The sequence below is a fragment of the Serratia sp. TMDUHS_CL genome (assembly GCF_037137105.1).
Lineage (GTDB): Bacteria > Pseudomonadota > Gammaproteobacteria > Enterobacterales > Enterobacteriaceae > Serratia > Serratia nevei.
Window position 1 is genome coordinate 192,753 of sequence record NZ_JBBBDV010000005.1, and the last position, 16,581, is coordinate 209,333.

Here is a 16,581-nt window from a genome sequence, read left to right on the forward strand (position 1 = left end):
TTGATTCAGAAATATCACTCCCCGGCCAACAACGCCCGGGAACCGGCATGGCGCCAGTGGATGCGGCCCGGCAGATAAAGCGCATGCTGTTCCAGCGGCCGCTCGTCGATGAGCGCAGTAACCTGGTCGAAGCTATGCTGCGCCAGCGCCCGGCAGTCTTGCGCGACCGTGTCTATCTTCAGCGTCATGCAATCGAACAGGTAGTGATCGTCGAAGCTGCACAGGTGGATGTCGCTCTCCATCAGCTGATGCTGCGTCAGATAACGCAACACCCCTTCCAGCAGGCCACAGGCGGCGGTGAACAGCGCTTTGGGCGGACGCCCCAGCTGTGCGCACAGCTGAGCGAACATCTCGTAACCCGAGCTGGGGTGGTAACTGCCGTTGATGATCCATTCCGGTTTGCACGTTACGCCGGCGCGCTCCAGGCCAAGCTGGAAGCCGGCCAGCCGATCGCGGGTCGGTGAAATGCGCGGCTGCCCGCCGAGAAAATAGATCTCATCCGGATGTTGGCGCGCGACCTTTTCCACCAGCTCGGCGGTCGCATTAACCGAGTCGGTGATCACCAGCGGCAGTTCGGAACCGGCGATCAGGCGGTCCATCTGCACCACCGGCAGCCCGACGTTGATCTTCTGGTATTCCGCGTCGTTCAACTGGCTGGAGGCGACGATCAGGCCGTCGACCTGCCGTTGCACCAGACTGTTCACCGCCATCATCTCCTGCGCCGGGTTTTCATCGGTGCAGGCGATCAACAGCTGCAGACCGGCTTCGCGGCACAGCGTTTCCAGCTCGCGTGAGATCACCGCAAAGCCGTAGTTGGTCATCTCCGGTACCACCAGCCCCAGCGTGTGGCTGCGGTTGGAGCGCAAAGAGCGGGCGTGGATGCTGGGCTGATAATGGTGTTCGTGCGCCAGCGCCAGAATGCGATCGCGGGTGTCGTCGGACACCCGGTATTCCTTGCTGCGGCCGTTCAGCACCAGGCTGGCGGTCGATTTCGACACCCCGGCCAGCGTGGCGATGTCACTGATGGTAATGCGTTTATTTTTTTTCACTGACGCCATCTGAAGTCATCGGAGGATGCGTCATTCTAGCATGCATGGCGTCAGCGGCCAGTATTCCAACGCCAGCGCTGCGCTCCCGTTCAGCCGCAGTTGCGGTTCACCTGCCGGGAAGTAGCGCGCGCTCATCACCGCCTCGCCGTGGTTGATGAAGATTTCCACGCTGGAGCGATCGAACAGCAGCTGCAGATGCGTGACCGGGCCGCGCCAGTAACGGTGCTCCGGCCGGCCGTCGGCCAGAGAGGCGCGCGTCAGCTGCAGCCGCTCGCCGTCCCAGCTCAGCGTCATCGCGTCGCCAAAGGCGGCGCTGAACGCGCCCTGCGGCGTCAGCTGCAGCTCCGCGGCGCCCAGCGCATAGGCGGGGGCGTCATCGGCGCGGCCTCGCCAGTCTTCTCGCTCGCCGCGCAGCTGTTGCAACTCGCGCGCCGGGCGCTGGTGGAGGCGGCCATGCCGCAGCGACAGCTCGCGTGGGCAGGTCATGGTATGGATCCAGCCATAACGGCGCGTCGGATGGGCTTCTTCATCTTGCTCGGGCACGCCCATCCAGGCGAACAGCAGGCGGCGGCCATCTTCCGCCAGCGTTGTCTGGGGCGCGTAGAACTCGAAGCCGGCGTCCAGCTCGTGAAATTCGCCGTGGCTGAAGGCCACCTGCCGATAATCCAGCTTGCCGAGCAGATAGCCGGCCTGATAACGGTTGAGGTAGCGTTCCGGCTGCGGCGCCAGCCCCTGCGGGCAGCAGATCAACACGTCGCCGCCGTCCAGCGAGAACAGATCCGGGCACTCCCACATGTAGCCGAATTCGCCCAGGTCGTTCAGGCCGGAACCGGCGATCTCTCCCAGCGCTTGCCAGTCGCGCAGATCGCTGGAACGCAGCAGCAACACCTTGCCGCGATCCTGCAAGTCACGCGCGCCGAGCACCATGTACCAGGCATCCTGATGACGCCACACTTTCGGATCGCGTACGTGGCCGCTGTAGCCCTCCGGCAGCGGCAGCACCGGCCCGAGTTTGCGGTATTCGCCCCGATCGCTTTCCTGAGCCAGGCATTGGTAAGCGGTGCGTGAGCCGTCGGGGAATTTCACATTGCCGGTATAGATCAGCGTGATTTTGTCTTCCGCCACCACCGCCGAGCCGGAGTAACAGCCGTGGCTGTCGTAACAGGCGCCCGGTGCCAGGGCGAGCGGCTGATGTTCCCAATGCACTAAATCGATCGACTGCCAGTGTCCCCAGCACTTGTTGCGATGATCGCAGCCCAGCGGATTCCACTGATAGAACAGGTGATAAACGCCGTTGTGCTGGATAAAGCCGTTAGGATCGTTCAGCAAGCCAACGCTGGGCGCCAGATGCCAGGCCGGGCGGTGCGGATCGCGCAGCGCGAGTGGCTGGCCGTTCATGACCGCCCGCAGTGCCTGTTTGATTAAGCTGAGTTCTTCCATCATTGCGCGTCCGTGTTGTATTTCAGCAGCAGGGAGAGCACGAAGGCGCTGCCAAAAGCGATTGCCAGGCCGATGATATAGCTGACCAGCGAACTGGCCTGCACGATCGCCATGCCGGGGATCGCCGTCAGCCCGACCGCGTTCATGCCGACATGGTTGGCCACCACCCAGGCGCCGCCGAGCGCGCCGCCCGCCAGCGCCGCCAGGAAAGGCTTCACGAAGCGCAGGTTGATGCCGAACAGCGCCGCCTCGGTGATGCCGAGCATGGCGGAAAAGGCCGAAGGCACCGCGATGGCTTTGATTTTGGCGTCGCGGGTTTTGAAATACACCGCCAGGCAGGCGCCGCCCTGAGCGATGTTGGCCATCGACCAGATCGGCAGCAGGAAGTTGACGCCGATATTGGGGTTGCCGAGCAACCCGGCCTCTACCGCATGGAAACTGTGGTGAATGCCGGTGATGACGATAGCGGAATAGAGGCCGCCGAACAGCAGCCCGGCGAACCACCCCGCATGGGCAATCAGCGTGCTGAGCACGAAGGAGATACCGTCGCCCAGCGCCCGGCCGGCGGGGCCGATAAACAGCAGGGCGACAAAGCCTGAGATGACCACCGTCAGGAACGGCGTCAGGATCAGATCGAGCGCGTTGGGGATCACCTTGCGCAGCCGCTTTTCCAGCACGCTCATGAACCACACCGTCAGCAGCACCGGGAACACGGTGCCCTGATAGCCGATCATGGCGATGTCCAGACCGAAGAAGTTCATGGTGTGGAACCCTCCGGCGACGCCCCAGGCGTTGGTCAGCGCCGGATGCGTCAGAATGCCGCCGAGCGTGGCACCCAGGTAGGGGTTGCCGCCGAATTCGCGTGCGGCGGTGAAGCCGATCAGAATTGGCAGGATAATGAACGCCGCCGAGCTGAACATATCCAGCATGATGAACAGCGCGCTGTTGGCATCGGCCCAGCCGTAGGTTTTCACCATACCGAGCAGCCCCATCAACAGGCCGGACGCGACGATCGCCGGGATGATCGGCACGAAGATGTTCGACAGCAGGCGGGCGATGCGCTGCAGCGGGTTGAGCTTTTTCGCCGCAATATCGGCGGCTTCGGCCTTGCTGGATTCGCTGACGCCCGCCGCCTTGATGAATTCCGCATGCACCTTGTTGACCAGCCCGGTGCCGAAGATCACCTGGATCTGACCGGCGTTGCTGAAGCAGCCTTTGACGCCGTCCAGTTTGCCGATGGCCTCTTTATCCACTTTGCTGTCGTCCACCAGTACCAGGCGCAGGCGCGTGGCGCAGTGGGCGGCGCTGGCGATATTCTCTTTACCGCCGAGCAGTGGCAACAGCGCGTTGGCGGTTGCGGTAATGTCCATGTTGTCCCCTTGCTAAATAAAAATGCCGCTGCGCAGTTTGCGGCGCAGCGACGTGAATCGATGTCAGAAGAAATACTTGAATCTGGCGCGCATGCCGTAACGTTGGTCGTTGTCGCCGTTGGCTATCTTGTTGTCGGCGTTGGCTTCCAGCAGCGAGACATAGGCCCCCAAATACAAATTGAAATTCTTCATATTCATAATGTTAGGTATCTGATACGACGCATGAACGGTGTGGATGTCGTAGTTGCCCGGTTCGCTGAGCGGGTTGTGGATATCGGCGGCGATCCCGGCGGTATTGAACTCTTTGATATTGTTATGGGCATAGATATAACCCAGTTCGAAGCGCCGCCACAGCACGTTCACGCCGGCGGTGAAGTCTTGCTCGCCTGACGCATCCAGATAGGCGGTGCTCAGGTTGGCCACCACGCCGTTGTCCGGATCGGCGGCGCTGTTGTTCCAGCTCATCGTCATGCCGTAGCCGTTGCGCTTGGACTGATCGACGAAGCGGCCCAGGCTGTCCTGATAGCCGTAGGCGTTATTCACCACGTTGCTTTCCATTGCCGCCGCGATGCTGAAGGCGTCTTTTTTCCAGGCGATCACCGGGCGCAAATAGGCGACGTTTTTCTTATTGTCCAGGGCGTTGCCGTGGTAGCTGCTGTCCTGGAACAGCGAAGTGCCGTCCTCCACCAGCGTGTTCAGCTCGAAATAGACATCACCGGCGTATTTGCTCAACATCAGGTTGCCGCCGCTGCTGCTGCGGCCGCGGCCTTCTTTCATCATGTAGATATAGCCGAAGCCGTCGGCGTACAAATCGTTGGCGGTATTGCCGGAGTATTGAATGAAGGTGTCCTGATTCAGCGGGAACATGTCGTAGGCTTCAAAGCGGCCGATTTTGGTTTGCCAGTTCTTTTCATTGCCGAAGAAGAAGGCGGCGTCGTCCAGGTTCATTTTGCCGGTCATGTCCGCCAGCGGCTGCACGCTGAAGCCGGAGAAGTTGCCGTCCTGATTGCGGCGGTAGCCGTCCAGCCCGACCAGAATGCGGCCGTTGATATCCCAACGCTCTTTGTTGCCGGGCTTCCAGTCCTTGTGGTCGCTGCCTTTCAGCGACGTCAGTTGGCCGCTGCGGCTGGCGCCGTCCAGGTTGAACTCCACGTCGCCGTACAGCTTCAGCTCATTGAATCCGCTCAATTTCAGTGCGCTGGCCGGGGCAATCGGCGTAGCGGCATGCTGCGCAATCTGCGCGGTTTGCCGTTCGGTGTTGGCGGTGCGTTGTTCCAGCTGTTGCGCCCGGCGTTCCGCCGCCGTCGCGCGGGTTTCAGCCTGTGCGGCGCGCCGTTCCGCCTGCGCCAGACGTTGTTCCAGGGCGTTGAGGCGCGCCTCGATGCCGCCGCTGCCCGATGCCGCTGCGCTGGAAGCGGAGAGGAAAAGCCCTGTTGTTATCGCCAAATAGCTGAGTTTTTTCATCATCGTCTATCATCCGGGTAAGGGTTGTTATTATTGTTTGCTAAATTGCTAAACTGGTTTTTCAAGGCGAAAGATAACGAGAGGGAGGCGAGCTGGCAACTCAGTTAGCTAACCCGATTCAGCTATTGTGATCGAGCGCGCAAATCGTGGGCAAAAGACCACGGCGAACCTGAGGATCGCCGTGGATGCAGAGGATCAACGGAGGAAAGCCGCCAGCTCGTCGGCGTGGGGCAGGGCGGTCATGGCCCCTTTGGCGGTGGTGGCCAGCGCGCCGCAGGCCTGCGCCTGGGCGATAACCGCCGGCCACTGCGCTTCCTGCGGCAATTCGTGAAGGCGTGCCAGCGCCGCTAACAGCCCGGCGACGAAGGCATCGCCGGCGCCGGTGGTATCGACCGGAACGACAGGCGCCGCGCGGAAATGACGCAGCCGTTGGCCGTCATGCACATAGACGCCGTCGCCGCCCAGCGTCACCAGCAGCAGGCGCAGCGGATAGGTTTGCATCATCCAGCGAATGGCGTTCTCCAGATCGTCAAGATGGCTGATGAAAGCCAGCTCTTCGCGCGACAGTTTCACCACGTCCGCCAGCAGCAGCGCCTTTTGCAGGCAGGGGCGCAGCGCTTCCGGCTGGCGCCAGACCTCTTCGCGGATGTTGGGATCGAAACTGACCCGGCCACCGGCCGCCCGGATGCGTTCCATCGCGGCAAAGGCCGCGCTGCGGCTGGGTTCCTGCGAGAGCGCGATGGAGCAGAGGTGCAGCCATTCCCCCCGTTGGAAATCCGGCAGATCGTCAGGCTGCAAAAACAGATCGGCACTGGGCTGCACCATAAACGTGAATGAGCGCTCACCCTGCAGATCGAGATCCACCACGACCGTGGAGGTGTGGTGTTCGGGGTCTGGCCGCATATGGCCGATATCCACCCCTTCATCGCTCAGCACCTGCTGCAGAAAGGCACCGAAGCCGTCTTGCCCCACCCGCCCGATAAAGGCGCTGTCGCCACCAAGCCGGGCGATCCCCACCGCCACGTTAGCCGGCGCGCCGCCGGGGCATTTGAGATAACCGTTGGCATTTTCCGGCACCAGGTCGATCACGGCGTCACCCAGTACCCATACGCGATTCATCATGCTTAATCCCTGTTTTTGTCCTTGTCAGATGGGGTGCTAAAATAGAAGAACCGGTTTAGCAAGGCAATGAAATAATGCTCCAAGTTGCTTGGTCAGTGAGGAAGATCAAAAACAGGATGGGCAAGATGCGGGAAAACCGCCCGCGATTCGGTCGGGCGGTTTGATGAGCGAAGCGCCTGTGGTGGGCGCTGGCGCGTCAGAAAGCGATCGATCCCTGCACGAAGAAAGTGCGCGGTTCGCCGACGTACTTGCCGAAGTTATTGTCGTTGGAGCGGGTGAAGTAGCGCTGGTCGAACAGGTTTTTCACCCCGGCGCCCAGCGTCAGGTTTGATAGCTGCGGCCCGAAATTATATTCCCCGCGCATATTCCACACCATGTAACCGGCGATATCGCCGAACTGACCATCGGCGCTTTCCTGCGTGACGTACTCCGGCCCGGTGCCCGGCGAATGCTGTTTGGACTGTGCGTAACCGTCCAGATTCCATACCCAGCTGCCGGTGGCGTAGCGAGTGCCGACGGTATATACCTGGCGCGAGTAGAACGGCAGATCTTTACCGGCGAAGTCGCCCTTGTCGGTGCTGGCTTTGGTGTAGGTATAGCTGGTGTAGACGCTGGCACCGTCGAGCGCCCGGTTCAGCTCGCTGAGATCGTAGCTGAGCGCCAGCTCGATGCCTTTATGCTTGGTGGCGCCCATATTGGTCCAGCCCACGTCGTTGCTGATGTACTGCAGCTGGTTATCGAAGTCGATGTAGAACAGCGTGGCTTCGGCTTTGACCACGGTATCGTCGTAGCGGGTGCCGAATTCATAGGTGTGAGCTTTTTCCGCCGTCAGCCCCGGCGCAGGTTGGTTGCCGTTGCCGCCTTTGGTCAGTTGGAAATACTGCATGCTGCCGAACGATGTGTTGGCGTTGGCGAACAGTTTCCAGGCGTCGGACAGGTGGTACATCACGTTCAAGGACGGCAGCGGTTCGCTGTAGCTTTTCTCGCGGCTGATGTTGTTGAACGAATCGTCCACGTGGGTGCGAATGCTTTCATAACGCAGGCCCGGTGTGATCGTCCAGTTGCCGACGTTGATGGTGTCGTCGATATAGAACGCGTTGGCTGCGGTGCCGCCGGAGGTGTGCTGGTAATAGTCCGGGGTATCCGGCGTCGAGTCGATATTCGCCGGATTATACCAGGCCGAACGCGACGCCTTTTCATCCATGGTTTCATTCAGGTAACGGTAACCGAGGGTGATCTCGTGCGCCATATCCCAGAAGCGGAAGACCTGCGAATAGCTTGGTTCGATAGCCCAGGTTGAATAGTGACGCGGATAGGAGACCATGCGCCGCTGGCCCGCGTTTTTGCCGGTGCCTTCCGATTCGATGTTGCTGCCGCGGTAGCTGTCGGTGAAGTAGGTCAACACCTCGAACTGCTTGTCGTCTTCCTGATGTTTGTACTTGAACGACATATCCTTGCGGCGGCCTTCGAACTGGTCCCACGGCCGCGTGGACTGGAACGGGTTCTGCGCGTACTGCGCGGTGCTCAGCCCGCCCGGCATGCCGGCTTTGGCGTCGTAGTAGTGGAAATTGGCCAACAGTTCGTCGCGATCGGTAAACGCATAACGCGTTTTCAGCATGAAATCGTCGATGTCGGTGTTGTCGTTGTTGTCGCGGTAACCCTGGCCGTGCAGGCCGGAGTAGAGCAGCTCGGCGCCGAAGCCGTTGTCTGCGGTGCCGCCCACGGAGGCGCTGGTTAGGGTCTTCAGGCCGCCGTGGCTGGCGCCCTGGGTTTGAACGCTGGCGGTGCCGCCAAACGTTTTGGGAATGTCTCGGGTAACGAAGTTGATCACGCCGCCGACGTTCTGCGGCCCGTAGCGGACTGCGCCGCCGCCGCGCACCACGTCCACCGATTGCAGATTACCGATAGACAACGGAGCCATCGACAGCTGCGGCTGGCCGTAAGGCGCGACCGCCAGCGGGACGCCGTCCATCAGAATGGTGGAGCGTGGAGAAAGACGCGAAGTCAGGCCGCGCACACCGACGTTGAGCGAGATGTCGCTGCCGCCGGTGCCGTTGCTGTCGCGCACCTGCACGCCGGGCACGCCGCGCAGGCTATCGGCGATGGTCTGGTCGCCTTGCTCGTGCATCTGCTGCTGGGTGACGATGGAACGCGCGCCCGGATGGTTGAGCAGCACCGAACTGGTATCAGGGTTGTCCAGCCAGTTGCCGACGACGGTCACGGTGTCGGTATCGTTTTGAGATGAATTATCAGTAGCAAGGACAGGGAACGCGACGGCGATGGAAGCCGTCAGCAGTGAAAGCCGAAAAAGAGGTGACATAATAATGCCTTAAGAGTTTCAGACCCGGATGTGTTTTTTTAGAAAAGACAATCTTAATGATAATTATTGGCAAGTAAATAGAATTGTTACGGGATAGTTAAGCGGGTAACTAAATAATGAATGCGGGAAACAGGGCCCGGCTGGCGGGCCCTGGCGGGGGTTATTGTGGCGTAAGCCAGAAGACGCCGCTGTAATCCAGCGCGGTGAATTTCTGGTGCACCATTTCGATATCCGCTTGCGGATCAATATCTTTAAACAGCGCCGGGTGCAGGAATTTGGCAATCGCCTCGACGGCGATAAAGTTGAGTGGCGTGTCGTAAAATTGATGGTAAATCGCCATCACGCGTTTTTCTTTCACCGCTTTCAGCACGTTAATGCCGGTGCGATCCAGCAGATGCGCCAGTTTCTTTTGGCTGGTGGCCATATCGGTGGTGTAACCCAGCGGCACCGCCAGCGTGCCACGATGCCCGCGACTCCAGTCAGCGCCGGTCAGCAGATAGAAATCCTGGTTGCTGCTAATCACCTGCTCGACATTCGCTTCACCGCCCATGTCTGAAAACAGCTTACTGCCGATATTGTTGCCGCCGGCGGTATCGATGAACTGCCCGAAGCTGCCTTTGCCGAAGGTGTTGCAGCACTGTTCGCCTTTGATGCCGGCGCTGCGCTCGATAAAGACGCTGGGGCGTTGCTCCGGCTTCAGCGTAGCGACCCGCTGCCGCACCAGTTCGAGGCGCTGCTGATAGAGACGGATAAAGGCGTCGGCGTTGGGCTGCTCGTCAAACACTTTACCCAACAGCGTCATGCTGGCGACGGTATTGGTCAGCGGCTGCTGGCGAAAATCGATGATCACCACCGGGATGCCAACTTTTTCCAGCTGGGTCAGTACGCCGCTGTCTTTCAATTTGCTCAGCAGGCCGATGTCGAAAATGATCAGATCCGGTTGGCGCACCACCGCGCTTTCCACGCTGAAATCACTGGTATAGGGATTGTCGAAGGTAGGGATTTGCATGACCTGCGGAAATTTTTTCGCATAGGCTTCAACCAGGTCCGGTGCTTTGACCTTCAGCGAGTTGTCCCAGGCGATGATGTTTTTCAGCGGCTGCTGCGGGTGCAGAATATTCAGCGCCAGCAGCGCGCGAGCGTCGGCCAGAATAACGCGTTTGGCCGGTTGCGGCAGGGTGACCTGGCGGCCGGCGACATCGGTGACGACGATCGGCGCGGCTTGAGCGGCGCCAGCCAACAGCAACACACAGGCGGCCAACCAGCGGCCGGCTTTAGCGATAAGAACAGCGGGCATGAAGATCCTTGGGTAATCGGCGAAGAACGAGAACGCAATGATAAGCGATATCCTTTCGCTTTTTGAACTCCCTTGATGCCGAGCGGTTACTCCTGGCCCATCAGCGGGTCGCTGACGCTGTGCTCGCCATCCTCCAACCGGCCCGCCAGGCGGCGTAGCCAACCTCCCGGGCTTTGCAGCGTAAGGTCATACCAACCGCCGCTGGCGTGGGCATCAAAGCTTTGCTGGTGGCTGCCGCCTGCCGGCAGCGTGATGTGCCACGGGCCCTGCTGCGTATAGGGGCAGCGTTCGAGGGTAACCGCTATCGCTTCGGTGCCCGGATTGTTCAGCTGCAGCTGCAGGCTGCGGCCCGTCGGGCGCAAACGCACCTCCGGCTGCGGCCGGTTCAGGGCACCGCGCAGCTCACGATGAAAGCCGTTGGGGCCGAGCAGCCACAGATGGTACTCATCCTCCGTCTGCCAGTCGTCGCTGACCGCCTTGCCCGCCTCGACGGTAAAACGGCGCGGGATCTGCGCCAGATCTCGCCGATCGTAGACGTGAAACACCGCTCCCTGCTCGCCGGTATTGAACAGGTTCAGCGTCACGCGGCGCTGTTCGGCCACGACGGTGGCCTCGACGTGCAGCTGGTAGGGCAGCGCGCGGGAAGGGCGCGCCAGGCGGCGTTGGTGGGGCAAACGCTGGTGGGCAGGCGATGGCAGCGGTACCTGCGGCAGCTGTTCCTGGCGCTGGCGCAGGCCATCGGCGGCGTGGCGGCTGGTGACGGGCAGGCTCGGCAGCGCTTCGCTGTTAGGGTCGACAAAGTTGAACGCCGAGGTGAGATCGCCGCACACGGCGCGGCGCCAGGCGCTGATGTTGGGTTCATGCACCTGAAAGCGCTTTTCCAGGAATTGCAGCACCGAGGTGTGATCGAAGACCTGCGAATTGACCCAGCCGCCGCGGCTCCAGGGCGACAGCACCAGCATCGGCACCCGCGGGCCGGGGCCGTAGATGCGGCCGTCCGGCGGCGGTTGATCCTGCGAACCGGGCGGCGCCACGTGCTGGAAGATCTCGGTGTCGAACGGCACCGTCGATTTACCGGCGAAGCTGCCGTCCTCGCGCAGCGACGGCGCGGAAGGCGAAGGCATATGGTCAAAAAAGCCGTCGTTTTCGTCGTAGTTGACCAGCAGGACGGTTTTACTCCACACCTCCGGGTTGTCGGTCAGCGCGTTGAGGATCTCTTGGGTGAACCAGCCGCCCTGTACCGGGCTGGAGGGATCGGGGTGTTCCGAATAGGCCGCCGGCGCGATGATCCAGCTGACCTGCGGCAGTTTGCCCTGCTGTATGTCGGCGCGGAACCCGGCCAGCATGGCGTCCAGATCGTTGCCGTCGGCGGCCGGCAGGGTGTTGCCGTTGCCTTTGTACAGCGGTGCGGCCTCGTTGAGCGCATCGCGATAGGGCACGAAGGCGTTGAAGTCTTTCGGCGGCCGCGCCGGATTGCCCACCTGAATGCTGGCGGCGCGGTACTGGCGGAAGCCCGCCAACGGGTTGTCGGTAAAGTTGTCCGGCAGGAATTGATACACCTTCCAGCTGACGCCGCTCGCCTCCAGCCGTTCCGGATAGGTTGTCCACTGGTAGCCGATCTCCGCCGGGCCGGGGCTGTCCCATTCGTTGACCACCACCGCCACGTCGGCGGCGGACGGGCCGTTGGTGCCGGTCCAGTGGAACAGCCGGTTGGTGTTGGTGCCGGCGTGAATAGCGCAGTGATAGGCGTCGCACAGGGTAAAGGCGTTGGCCAGCGCGAACTGGAACGGCAGCTCATGCTGGCGGTAGTAGCCCATCGAAGCCGGCGTTTTGTAGGTGGGCCAGGCGCTCATGCGGCCGTGATCCCAGGCGGCTTGCTCATCCACCCACGAATGCGGCGTGCCGGTGACGCGCTGGGCGTTGCCGCGTTTGCTGTCCAGGTGGTAGGGCAGCACCAGCCGCTCGGCGCCCTGCTGTTGCCAGACATGGCGATCGCCGGGCAAGGGAATGGTAAAGCGATCGCTGAAGCCGCGTACGCCCGGCAGGGTGCCGAAGTAGTGGTCGAAAGAGCGGTTCTCCTGCATCAGGATCACCACGTGTTCGACGTCGCGCAGGGTGCCGGTGCGGTTGTTGGCGGGAATGGCCAGCGCTTTGCGAATCGAGGCGGGCAACAGCGAGAACGCCGATCCGATGGCGGCAGCCCGCAGGATGTCTCTGCGTGAAAGGTCAGGCATGCGTCGTTAATCTCCGTCAGTGTGCTTTGAAGATAGCCGCTGACGACGATAATGGCGAAAAATAACAGGGAGATGAAAGCGAGGGAAACAATGCTCCCTGGCGGGAGCATTGCGGGGATAACGCTTACTGTCTGATCAGGCGACCGAGCGCCGGCGCCGTTTCGAAATCGCTGCGGAAGGGGTTGATATCCAGGCCGCCGCGGCGGGTGTAGCGCGCGAACACGCTGAGTTTTTCCGGACGGCAGCTTTGCTTGATGTCGTTGAAAATACGCTCGACGCACTGCTCGTGGAATTCGTTGTGCTGGCGGAAGGAGATCAGGTAGCGCAGCAGGCTTTCGCGGTCGATTTTGCGGCCTTCATAGCGGATCACGACGCTGCCCCAGTCCGGCTGGTTGGTGACCAGGCAGTTGGATTTCAGCAGGTTGGAAGACAGCGTCTCCGACACCGGTTCCCCTCTCTCGGCCGCGCCGCTCAGGTATTCCGGTTTGAAGGCGAAGTCGTCGACCGCGATATCCAGATCGTCGATGTTGATGCCCGGCAGGCAGTCGATCTGCGCCGGGTAACCTTCCAGCCCCGGATAGAGCTTGGCGGTGACCTGGCCGTTGGCCGCCTGCGACAGATCTTTCTGCATGGCGGCGCTCACCTGTTCCACGCTGTCAAAGCGCGTTTGGTTGAAGCTGTTGAGATACAGCTTGAACGATTTGGACTCGATCAGGTTCGACGAGGAATGCGGGAAGGTAAATTCGCCGATGCCGACCACCGGCTTGCCCTTGGCGTTGAGCCAGGACAGCTCGAAGGCGGTCCACAGATCAAAGCCGCTGAACGGCAGCTGCCGCTCGTCCACGCCGATCAGATCGCGGCCGCGCGCACGCGGCAAGGCTTCGAGCAATGCGGGAGCATATTGATCCGGATAATCGGAGTTCGCGCCAAGATGGGTGATCTTATCTTGCTTTTGGATATGCATATTCATTGCCCTTTGCTTGTTCGGTATTGATGTAGCGGTTAAACAGACTGCGGGTGGCGTAGATTGGCCCAACGCCCAGCAGGGCGTAAACCACCTTGATCAGGAACTGCGACAGGATCATGGTTTTGATGATGTCCCAGCTCAGCACGTTGTAGAACGCCAGCGTACAGAACACCACGCTGTCGATGGCGGAAGCCACAACGGTACTGGTGATCACGCGCACAAACAGGTAGCGGGAGTTGGTCAACTCTTTGATTTTGCAAAGCAGGTAGGAGTTGACGTTCTCGGAGATCAGATAGGCCGCCGACGAGGCCACCAGCACCGCCATGATGCTGTGCACGATGCCGTTGTAGGTCTCGCTGTACTCCCACTGCGGAATGCTCGGCACCAGCGTCGTTACCCAGACCCCCAGGACGAAGGTCAGGTTGGCTATAAACGAGATGATAATCGTGCGCCGGGCCAGCCGTAATCCATAGAATTCGTTGAGGATGTCCACCAGAATGAACGTGAGCGGGTAGATGAAGATCGCCGGCGGCGTGATGAGATTCAGCACCGGGATTTGGATTGGCTTGACGCCGCACAGCGTTGAGAAAATATAGATCACGCTGAGCGCCACGGTAATAATCAGGTAGGCGTACCAGGAGCGTTCGTGGCGATCGCTGAGCTCGTAGGCGGTTTTTTGTTTGTTGTCGCCATAGAGTTTGCGGTACAGCGCCTGCAGCTCGTGCCGGCTCAGATCTTCTGATATTTCGCTGTCGGCCAGCTCATTCAGCCCCATGGTAATGGTTTTGCCGGTGGCCAATACCATGACATTGGCCGCGATGGTGCCATGTCGGGTGAAGCCCAACAGCTTGAACTTCTGATTCGGTTCCATTTATAACCTTTCTCCAACGATATAACCCAGGAATTGCACGGTGTCCTGAGGGCGTTTATCCATGCTTTCGCTGTCTTTGTCGTCAACCACAAAGAAGCCGCTTTTTCCCGAGTGATACAGCAAAGGTGAATCGCAAATCAGTACCGGCGGGCGTTTGATTATGATGACTTCGCCGGGAATAAATGACCCTTTAATTTCGGTCTCTATTTTCATTGCCAACATGTTCGACTCATCGCCGAAGAAATAAGTCAGAGGAAACTCGGTGACCAGCTGCCCGATCTTGCGCTGCGAGACGGCCAGATAGCGCGACTGCGGGATCACCGGGATGGCGGAAGGGTTCTTGTTGCCCTCGGTGGACAGCGTTTCGTTGAGCAGCTCCAGTTTTTCCAGATCGTAGTCTTCGATCTCTTCACAGGAGACCCCGAAGAAATCGGAAATCCGATTCACGGTGGATTGCTGAACGTTGTTCACTCTTCCGTCAAGAATTTTGTAGAGAGTCGTGCGCGTCAGGCCGCTGCGGTTGGAAAAGGAAGCCTTGGTTTCACCGCGGGTACGCATCAGATATTCAATATTTTTAATGATGTTGATTTTGCGCTGTGCGTTGGTGGTTTTCATCGGCTGTCCTTACAAACATTACGCTGGCTTCACTATATCTTACGCGTCGGCGTTGTCCAGATAAAAAGGCGCTGAGGGGGAGGTAACAGGCTGATTATTGGTGGTAATTATTGTTTCTTGTCAGCCGTTTAGCGCAGTGATATTAGCGCAGGCGATCGGGGTGACCTGCAAAGATGATAAAACTGTGTAAATCAATTGATTAGCTTTTGCTTATGGAAAAGTGAACACAAAAGCCAATTTTATGTGTACTTTTATGTTGACCAAAGCCGATTTCATGAGCTACTGTTCATTCAAGCTGAAGTTTTTCTTTATGATCAAAACACTGAAGCCAACGATTTTATAATAAAAAACTCAGAGGGGGCGCTGCCACACTCTGAGCCTAATAGATAGCTTGCTACCGACACCAGGGACCCTAACCACTATGGCCGTTTGTCCGCGCGATCGGCCCATTCTTTTCCGTTACGCCCACCTTTCCTGAGCATAAACACTCCCCCGTCACCGGAGGAGTGCATTAACTCATGGGCGAAAATCAGAGCGACTTCTGTGAGGCCAGCGGTTTTTGCGCCCGGCTGAAGGCCAGTTTGAGCACCCAATACAGCAGGCTGGCGGCCACCAGAGAGTTGATGGTCGGTACGCCCCATTCGGTCGCCAGACCAACGGCGCCACCGGCGATGCTGGCGACGATCGCCGCCCAGCCGATGGTTGGCGTCTCGTTTGGCAGCTGGCCCGTGCGGCGGCTCTCGTCCAGGATTTTGCGGTGGCTGCGCAGCAGATAATAGTCCACCAGCATGATGCCGATAATCGGCGGGAAGACTACGCCAAGCACCGTCAGGAAGTCGACAAAGCGGTCCAGAATGCCCAGCACCGACAGCGTGGTGCCCAGAATCCCGATCACCAGAGTGGTGTAGGTGTACTTCAGCTTTTTGCCGGTGATGCCTTCCACCGCGTTGACGATGCCCAGCGAAGAGGAATACAGGTTGAGATCGTTGACGCGTAGGGTGGAGAACACCACGACCAGCAAACCGGCGCCGCCGGCTGCTTGCGACATGATGGTGACCACATCGGCGGTGCCAAGGGTTTTGGCGATCAGGATTGCCAGACCGTTCACCACGAACTCGCCGGCGATGATGGTGAAGATCGTGACGCCGAGCACGTGCTTGCCGTTTTTGGAGTAACGGGTCAGGTCGGGCGTCATCAGGCTGGCCACGATGGCGCCGCCGACGACGATGGTGATGCCGGCGCTGATGGTCAGCGGTTCACCCGGCGGCGCCAGCTGGATGATCTCCTGCAGGTTATGCCCGGTCAGTGCGGTCACCGATATATAGGCCACCAGCATGATGAACATCGGCACCGCGATACGGGCGGCGATGCGCAGCGCCTTAAAGCCGAATGCCACCAGGATGGTCAACAGCGTGCCCGAGAGCCCGGCGGCCAGGCCGAAGCCCAGCTTATTGCCGAGCGCGAAGTCGAGCGACTTGGCGAAAATGGCGTTCTGAATGCCGAACCAACCCAACAGGCTGACGGCCACCACCACGCCGATCAGCACCGACCCCAGACGGCCGAAGCCGCACCAGCGCGCCAGCAGGCTGCCGGAAATCCCTTCGCGCATGCCCGCCAGCCCCAGGCCGTAGGTCACCACGCCGAAGATCAGGCTGCCGACGAAAATGGCGGTGAAGGCGTCAATCAGCGTCATGGAGTTGCCGAGTACGGCGCCGAGCATGAACTGGTCCAGCGCGGTCAACATGCCCATATGCACGATGGCCACGCTTAAAAACGAAACTCTTTTATCCTGCGGCACCCGGGTGAGCGGATAATCTTCGATCTTTATCACG

12 protein-coding genes are annotated in these 16,581 nt (G+C 60.0%); all 12 read right to left on the reverse strand.

What is annotated here, in order from left to right:
- Positions 1-14: 14 nt before the first annotated feature.
- The gene (locus tag WCL58_RS12315; RefSeq protein WP_187321766.1) at positions 15-1,058 is read right to left on the reverse strand and encodes a substrate-binding domain-containing protein; all 1,044 of its coding nucleotides are present in this window, start codon (positions 1,056-1,058) and stop codon (positions 15-17) included.
- A 21-nt stretch (positions 1,059-1,079) separates the two neighbouring features.
- Positions 1,080-2,489: a sucrose-6-phosphate hydrolase gene (locus WCL58_RS12320; protein ID WP_336851245.1), complete on the reverse strand. Its 1,410-nt coding sequence runs from the start codon at positions 2,487-2,489 to the stop codon at positions 1,080-1,082.
- Positions 2,489-3,859, reverse strand: coding sequence for a sucrose-specific PTS transporter subunit IIBC (locus tag WCL58_RS12325; RefSeq protein ID WP_049198446.1), 1,371 nt, complete (start codon positions 3,857-3,859; stop codon positions 2,489-2,491). The genes WCL58_RS12320 and WCL58_RS12325 overlap by 1 nt, the downstream gene beginning before the upstream one ends.
- A 63-nt stretch (positions 3,860-3,922) precedes the next feature.
- Positions 3,923-5,323 carry a carbohydrate porin gene (locus tag WCL58_RS12330; protein WP_336851246.1) on the reverse strand — a complete coding sequence of 467 codons (1,401 nt, stop codon included), beginning with the start codon at positions 5,321-5,323 and terminating at the stop codon, positions 3,923-3,925.
- 195 nt (positions 5,324-5,518) lie between these two features.
- Positions 5,519-6,445 (reverse strand): aminoimidazole riboside kinase, encoded by a 927-nt coding sequence (locus WCL58_RS12335; RefSeq protein ID WP_100395901.1) that lies wholly within the window; start codon positions 6,443-6,445, stop codon positions 5,519-5,521.
- A 196-nt stretch (positions 6,446-6,641) separates the two neighbouring features.
- Positions 6,642-8,765 (reverse strand): TonB-dependent receptor family protein, encoded by a 2,124-nt coding sequence (locus tag WCL58_RS12340; protein WP_141960270.1) that lies wholly within the window; start codon positions 8,763-8,765, stop codon positions 6,642-6,644.
- 160 nt (positions 8,766-8,925) lie between these two features.
- Positions 8,926-10,062 (reverse strand): ABC transporter substrate-binding protein, encoded by a 1,137-nt coding sequence (locus tag WCL58_RS12345; RefSeq protein WP_336851216.1) that lies wholly within the window; start codon positions 10,060-10,062, stop codon positions 8,926-8,928.
- An 86-nt stretch (positions 10,063-10,148) separates the two neighbouring features.
- On the reverse strand, positions 10,149-12,296 hold the full coding sequence (locus tag WCL58_RS12350; RefSeq protein ID WP_336851218.1) for a phosphocholine-specific phospholipase C: 2,148 nt from the start codon (positions 12,294-12,296) through the stop codon (positions 10,149-10,151).
- Positions 12,297-12,420: 124 nt separating this feature from the next.
- Entirely contained in the window at positions 12,421-13,260 is an 840-nt protein-coding gene (queF, locus tag WCL58_RS12355) for an NADPH-dependent 7-cyano-7-deazaguanine reductase QueF (RefSeq protein WP_336851247.1), read from the reverse strand.
- A complete protein-coding gene (locus WCL58_RS12360; protein WP_019453032.1) occupies positions 13,238-14,134 on the reverse strand; it encodes a queuosine precursor transporter in 897 nt (298 codons plus the stop codon). Before WCL58_RS12360 ends, queF begins: the two co-directional genes overlap by 23 nt.
- The gene (locus WCL58_RS12365; RefSeq protein ID WP_004937341.1) at positions 14,135-14,749 is read right to left on the reverse strand and encodes a helix-turn-helix domain-containing protein; all 615 of its coding nucleotides are present in this window, start codon (positions 14,747-14,749) and stop codon (positions 14,135-14,137) included. It abuts the gene before it with no gap.
- 529 nt (positions 14,750-15,278) lie between these two features.
- Positions 15,279-16,580: a cytosine permease gene (locus WCL58_RS12370; protein WP_047730842.1), complete on the reverse strand. Its 1,302-nt coding sequence runs from the start codon at positions 16,578-16,580 to the stop codon at positions 15,279-15,281.
- Between the last annotated feature and the right edge of the window lies 1 nt (position 16,581).

Excerpts from the sequence above, each read along its gene's own strand:
- queF (WP_336851247.1), bottom strand. The coding sequence starts at position 13,260 with ATGCATATCCAAAAGCAAGATAAGATCACCCATCTTGGCGCGAACTCC.
- WCL58_RS12340 (WP_141960270.1), bottom strand. The coding sequence starts at position 8,765 with ATGTCACCTCTTTTTCGGCTTTCACTGCTGACGGCTTCCATCGCCGTC.
- WCL58_RS12320 (WP_336851245.1), bottom strand. The coding sequence starts at position 2,489 with ATGGAAGAACTCAGCTTAATCAAACAGGCACTGCGGGCGGTCATGAAC.
- WCL58_RS12335 (WP_100395901.1), bottom strand. The coding sequence starts at position 6,445 with ATGATGAATCGCGTATGGGTACTGGGTGACGCCGTGATCGACCTGGTG.
- WCL58_RS12365 (WP_004937341.1), bottom strand. The coding sequence starts at position 14,749 with ATGAAAACCACCAACGCACAGCGCAAAATCAACATCATTAAAAATATT.
- WCL58_RS12330 (WP_336851246.1), bottom strand. The coding sequence starts at position 5,323 with ATGAAAAAACTCAGCTATTTGGCGATAACAACAGGGCTTTTCCTCTCC.
- WCL58_RS12350 (WP_336851218.1), bottom strand. The coding sequence starts at position 12,296 with ATGCCTGACCTTTCACGCAGAGACATCCTGCGGGCTGCCGCCATCGGA.
- WCL58_RS12315 (WP_187321766.1), bottom strand. The coding sequence starts at position 1,058 with ATGGCGTCAGTGAAAAAAAATAAACGCATTACCATCAGTGACATCGCC.
- WCL58_RS12345 (WP_336851216.1), bottom strand. The coding sequence starts at position 10,062 with ATGCCCGCTGTTCTTATCGCTAAAGCCGGCCGCTGGTTGGCCGCCTGT.
- WCL58_RS12360 (WP_019453032.1), bottom strand. The coding sequence starts at position 14,134 with ATGGAACCGAATCAGAAGTTCAAGCTGTTGGGCTTCACCCGACATGGC.
- WCL58_RS12325 (WP_049198446.1), bottom strand. The coding sequence starts at position 3,859 with ATGGACATTACCGCAACCGCCAACGCGCTGTTGCCACTGCTCGGCGGT.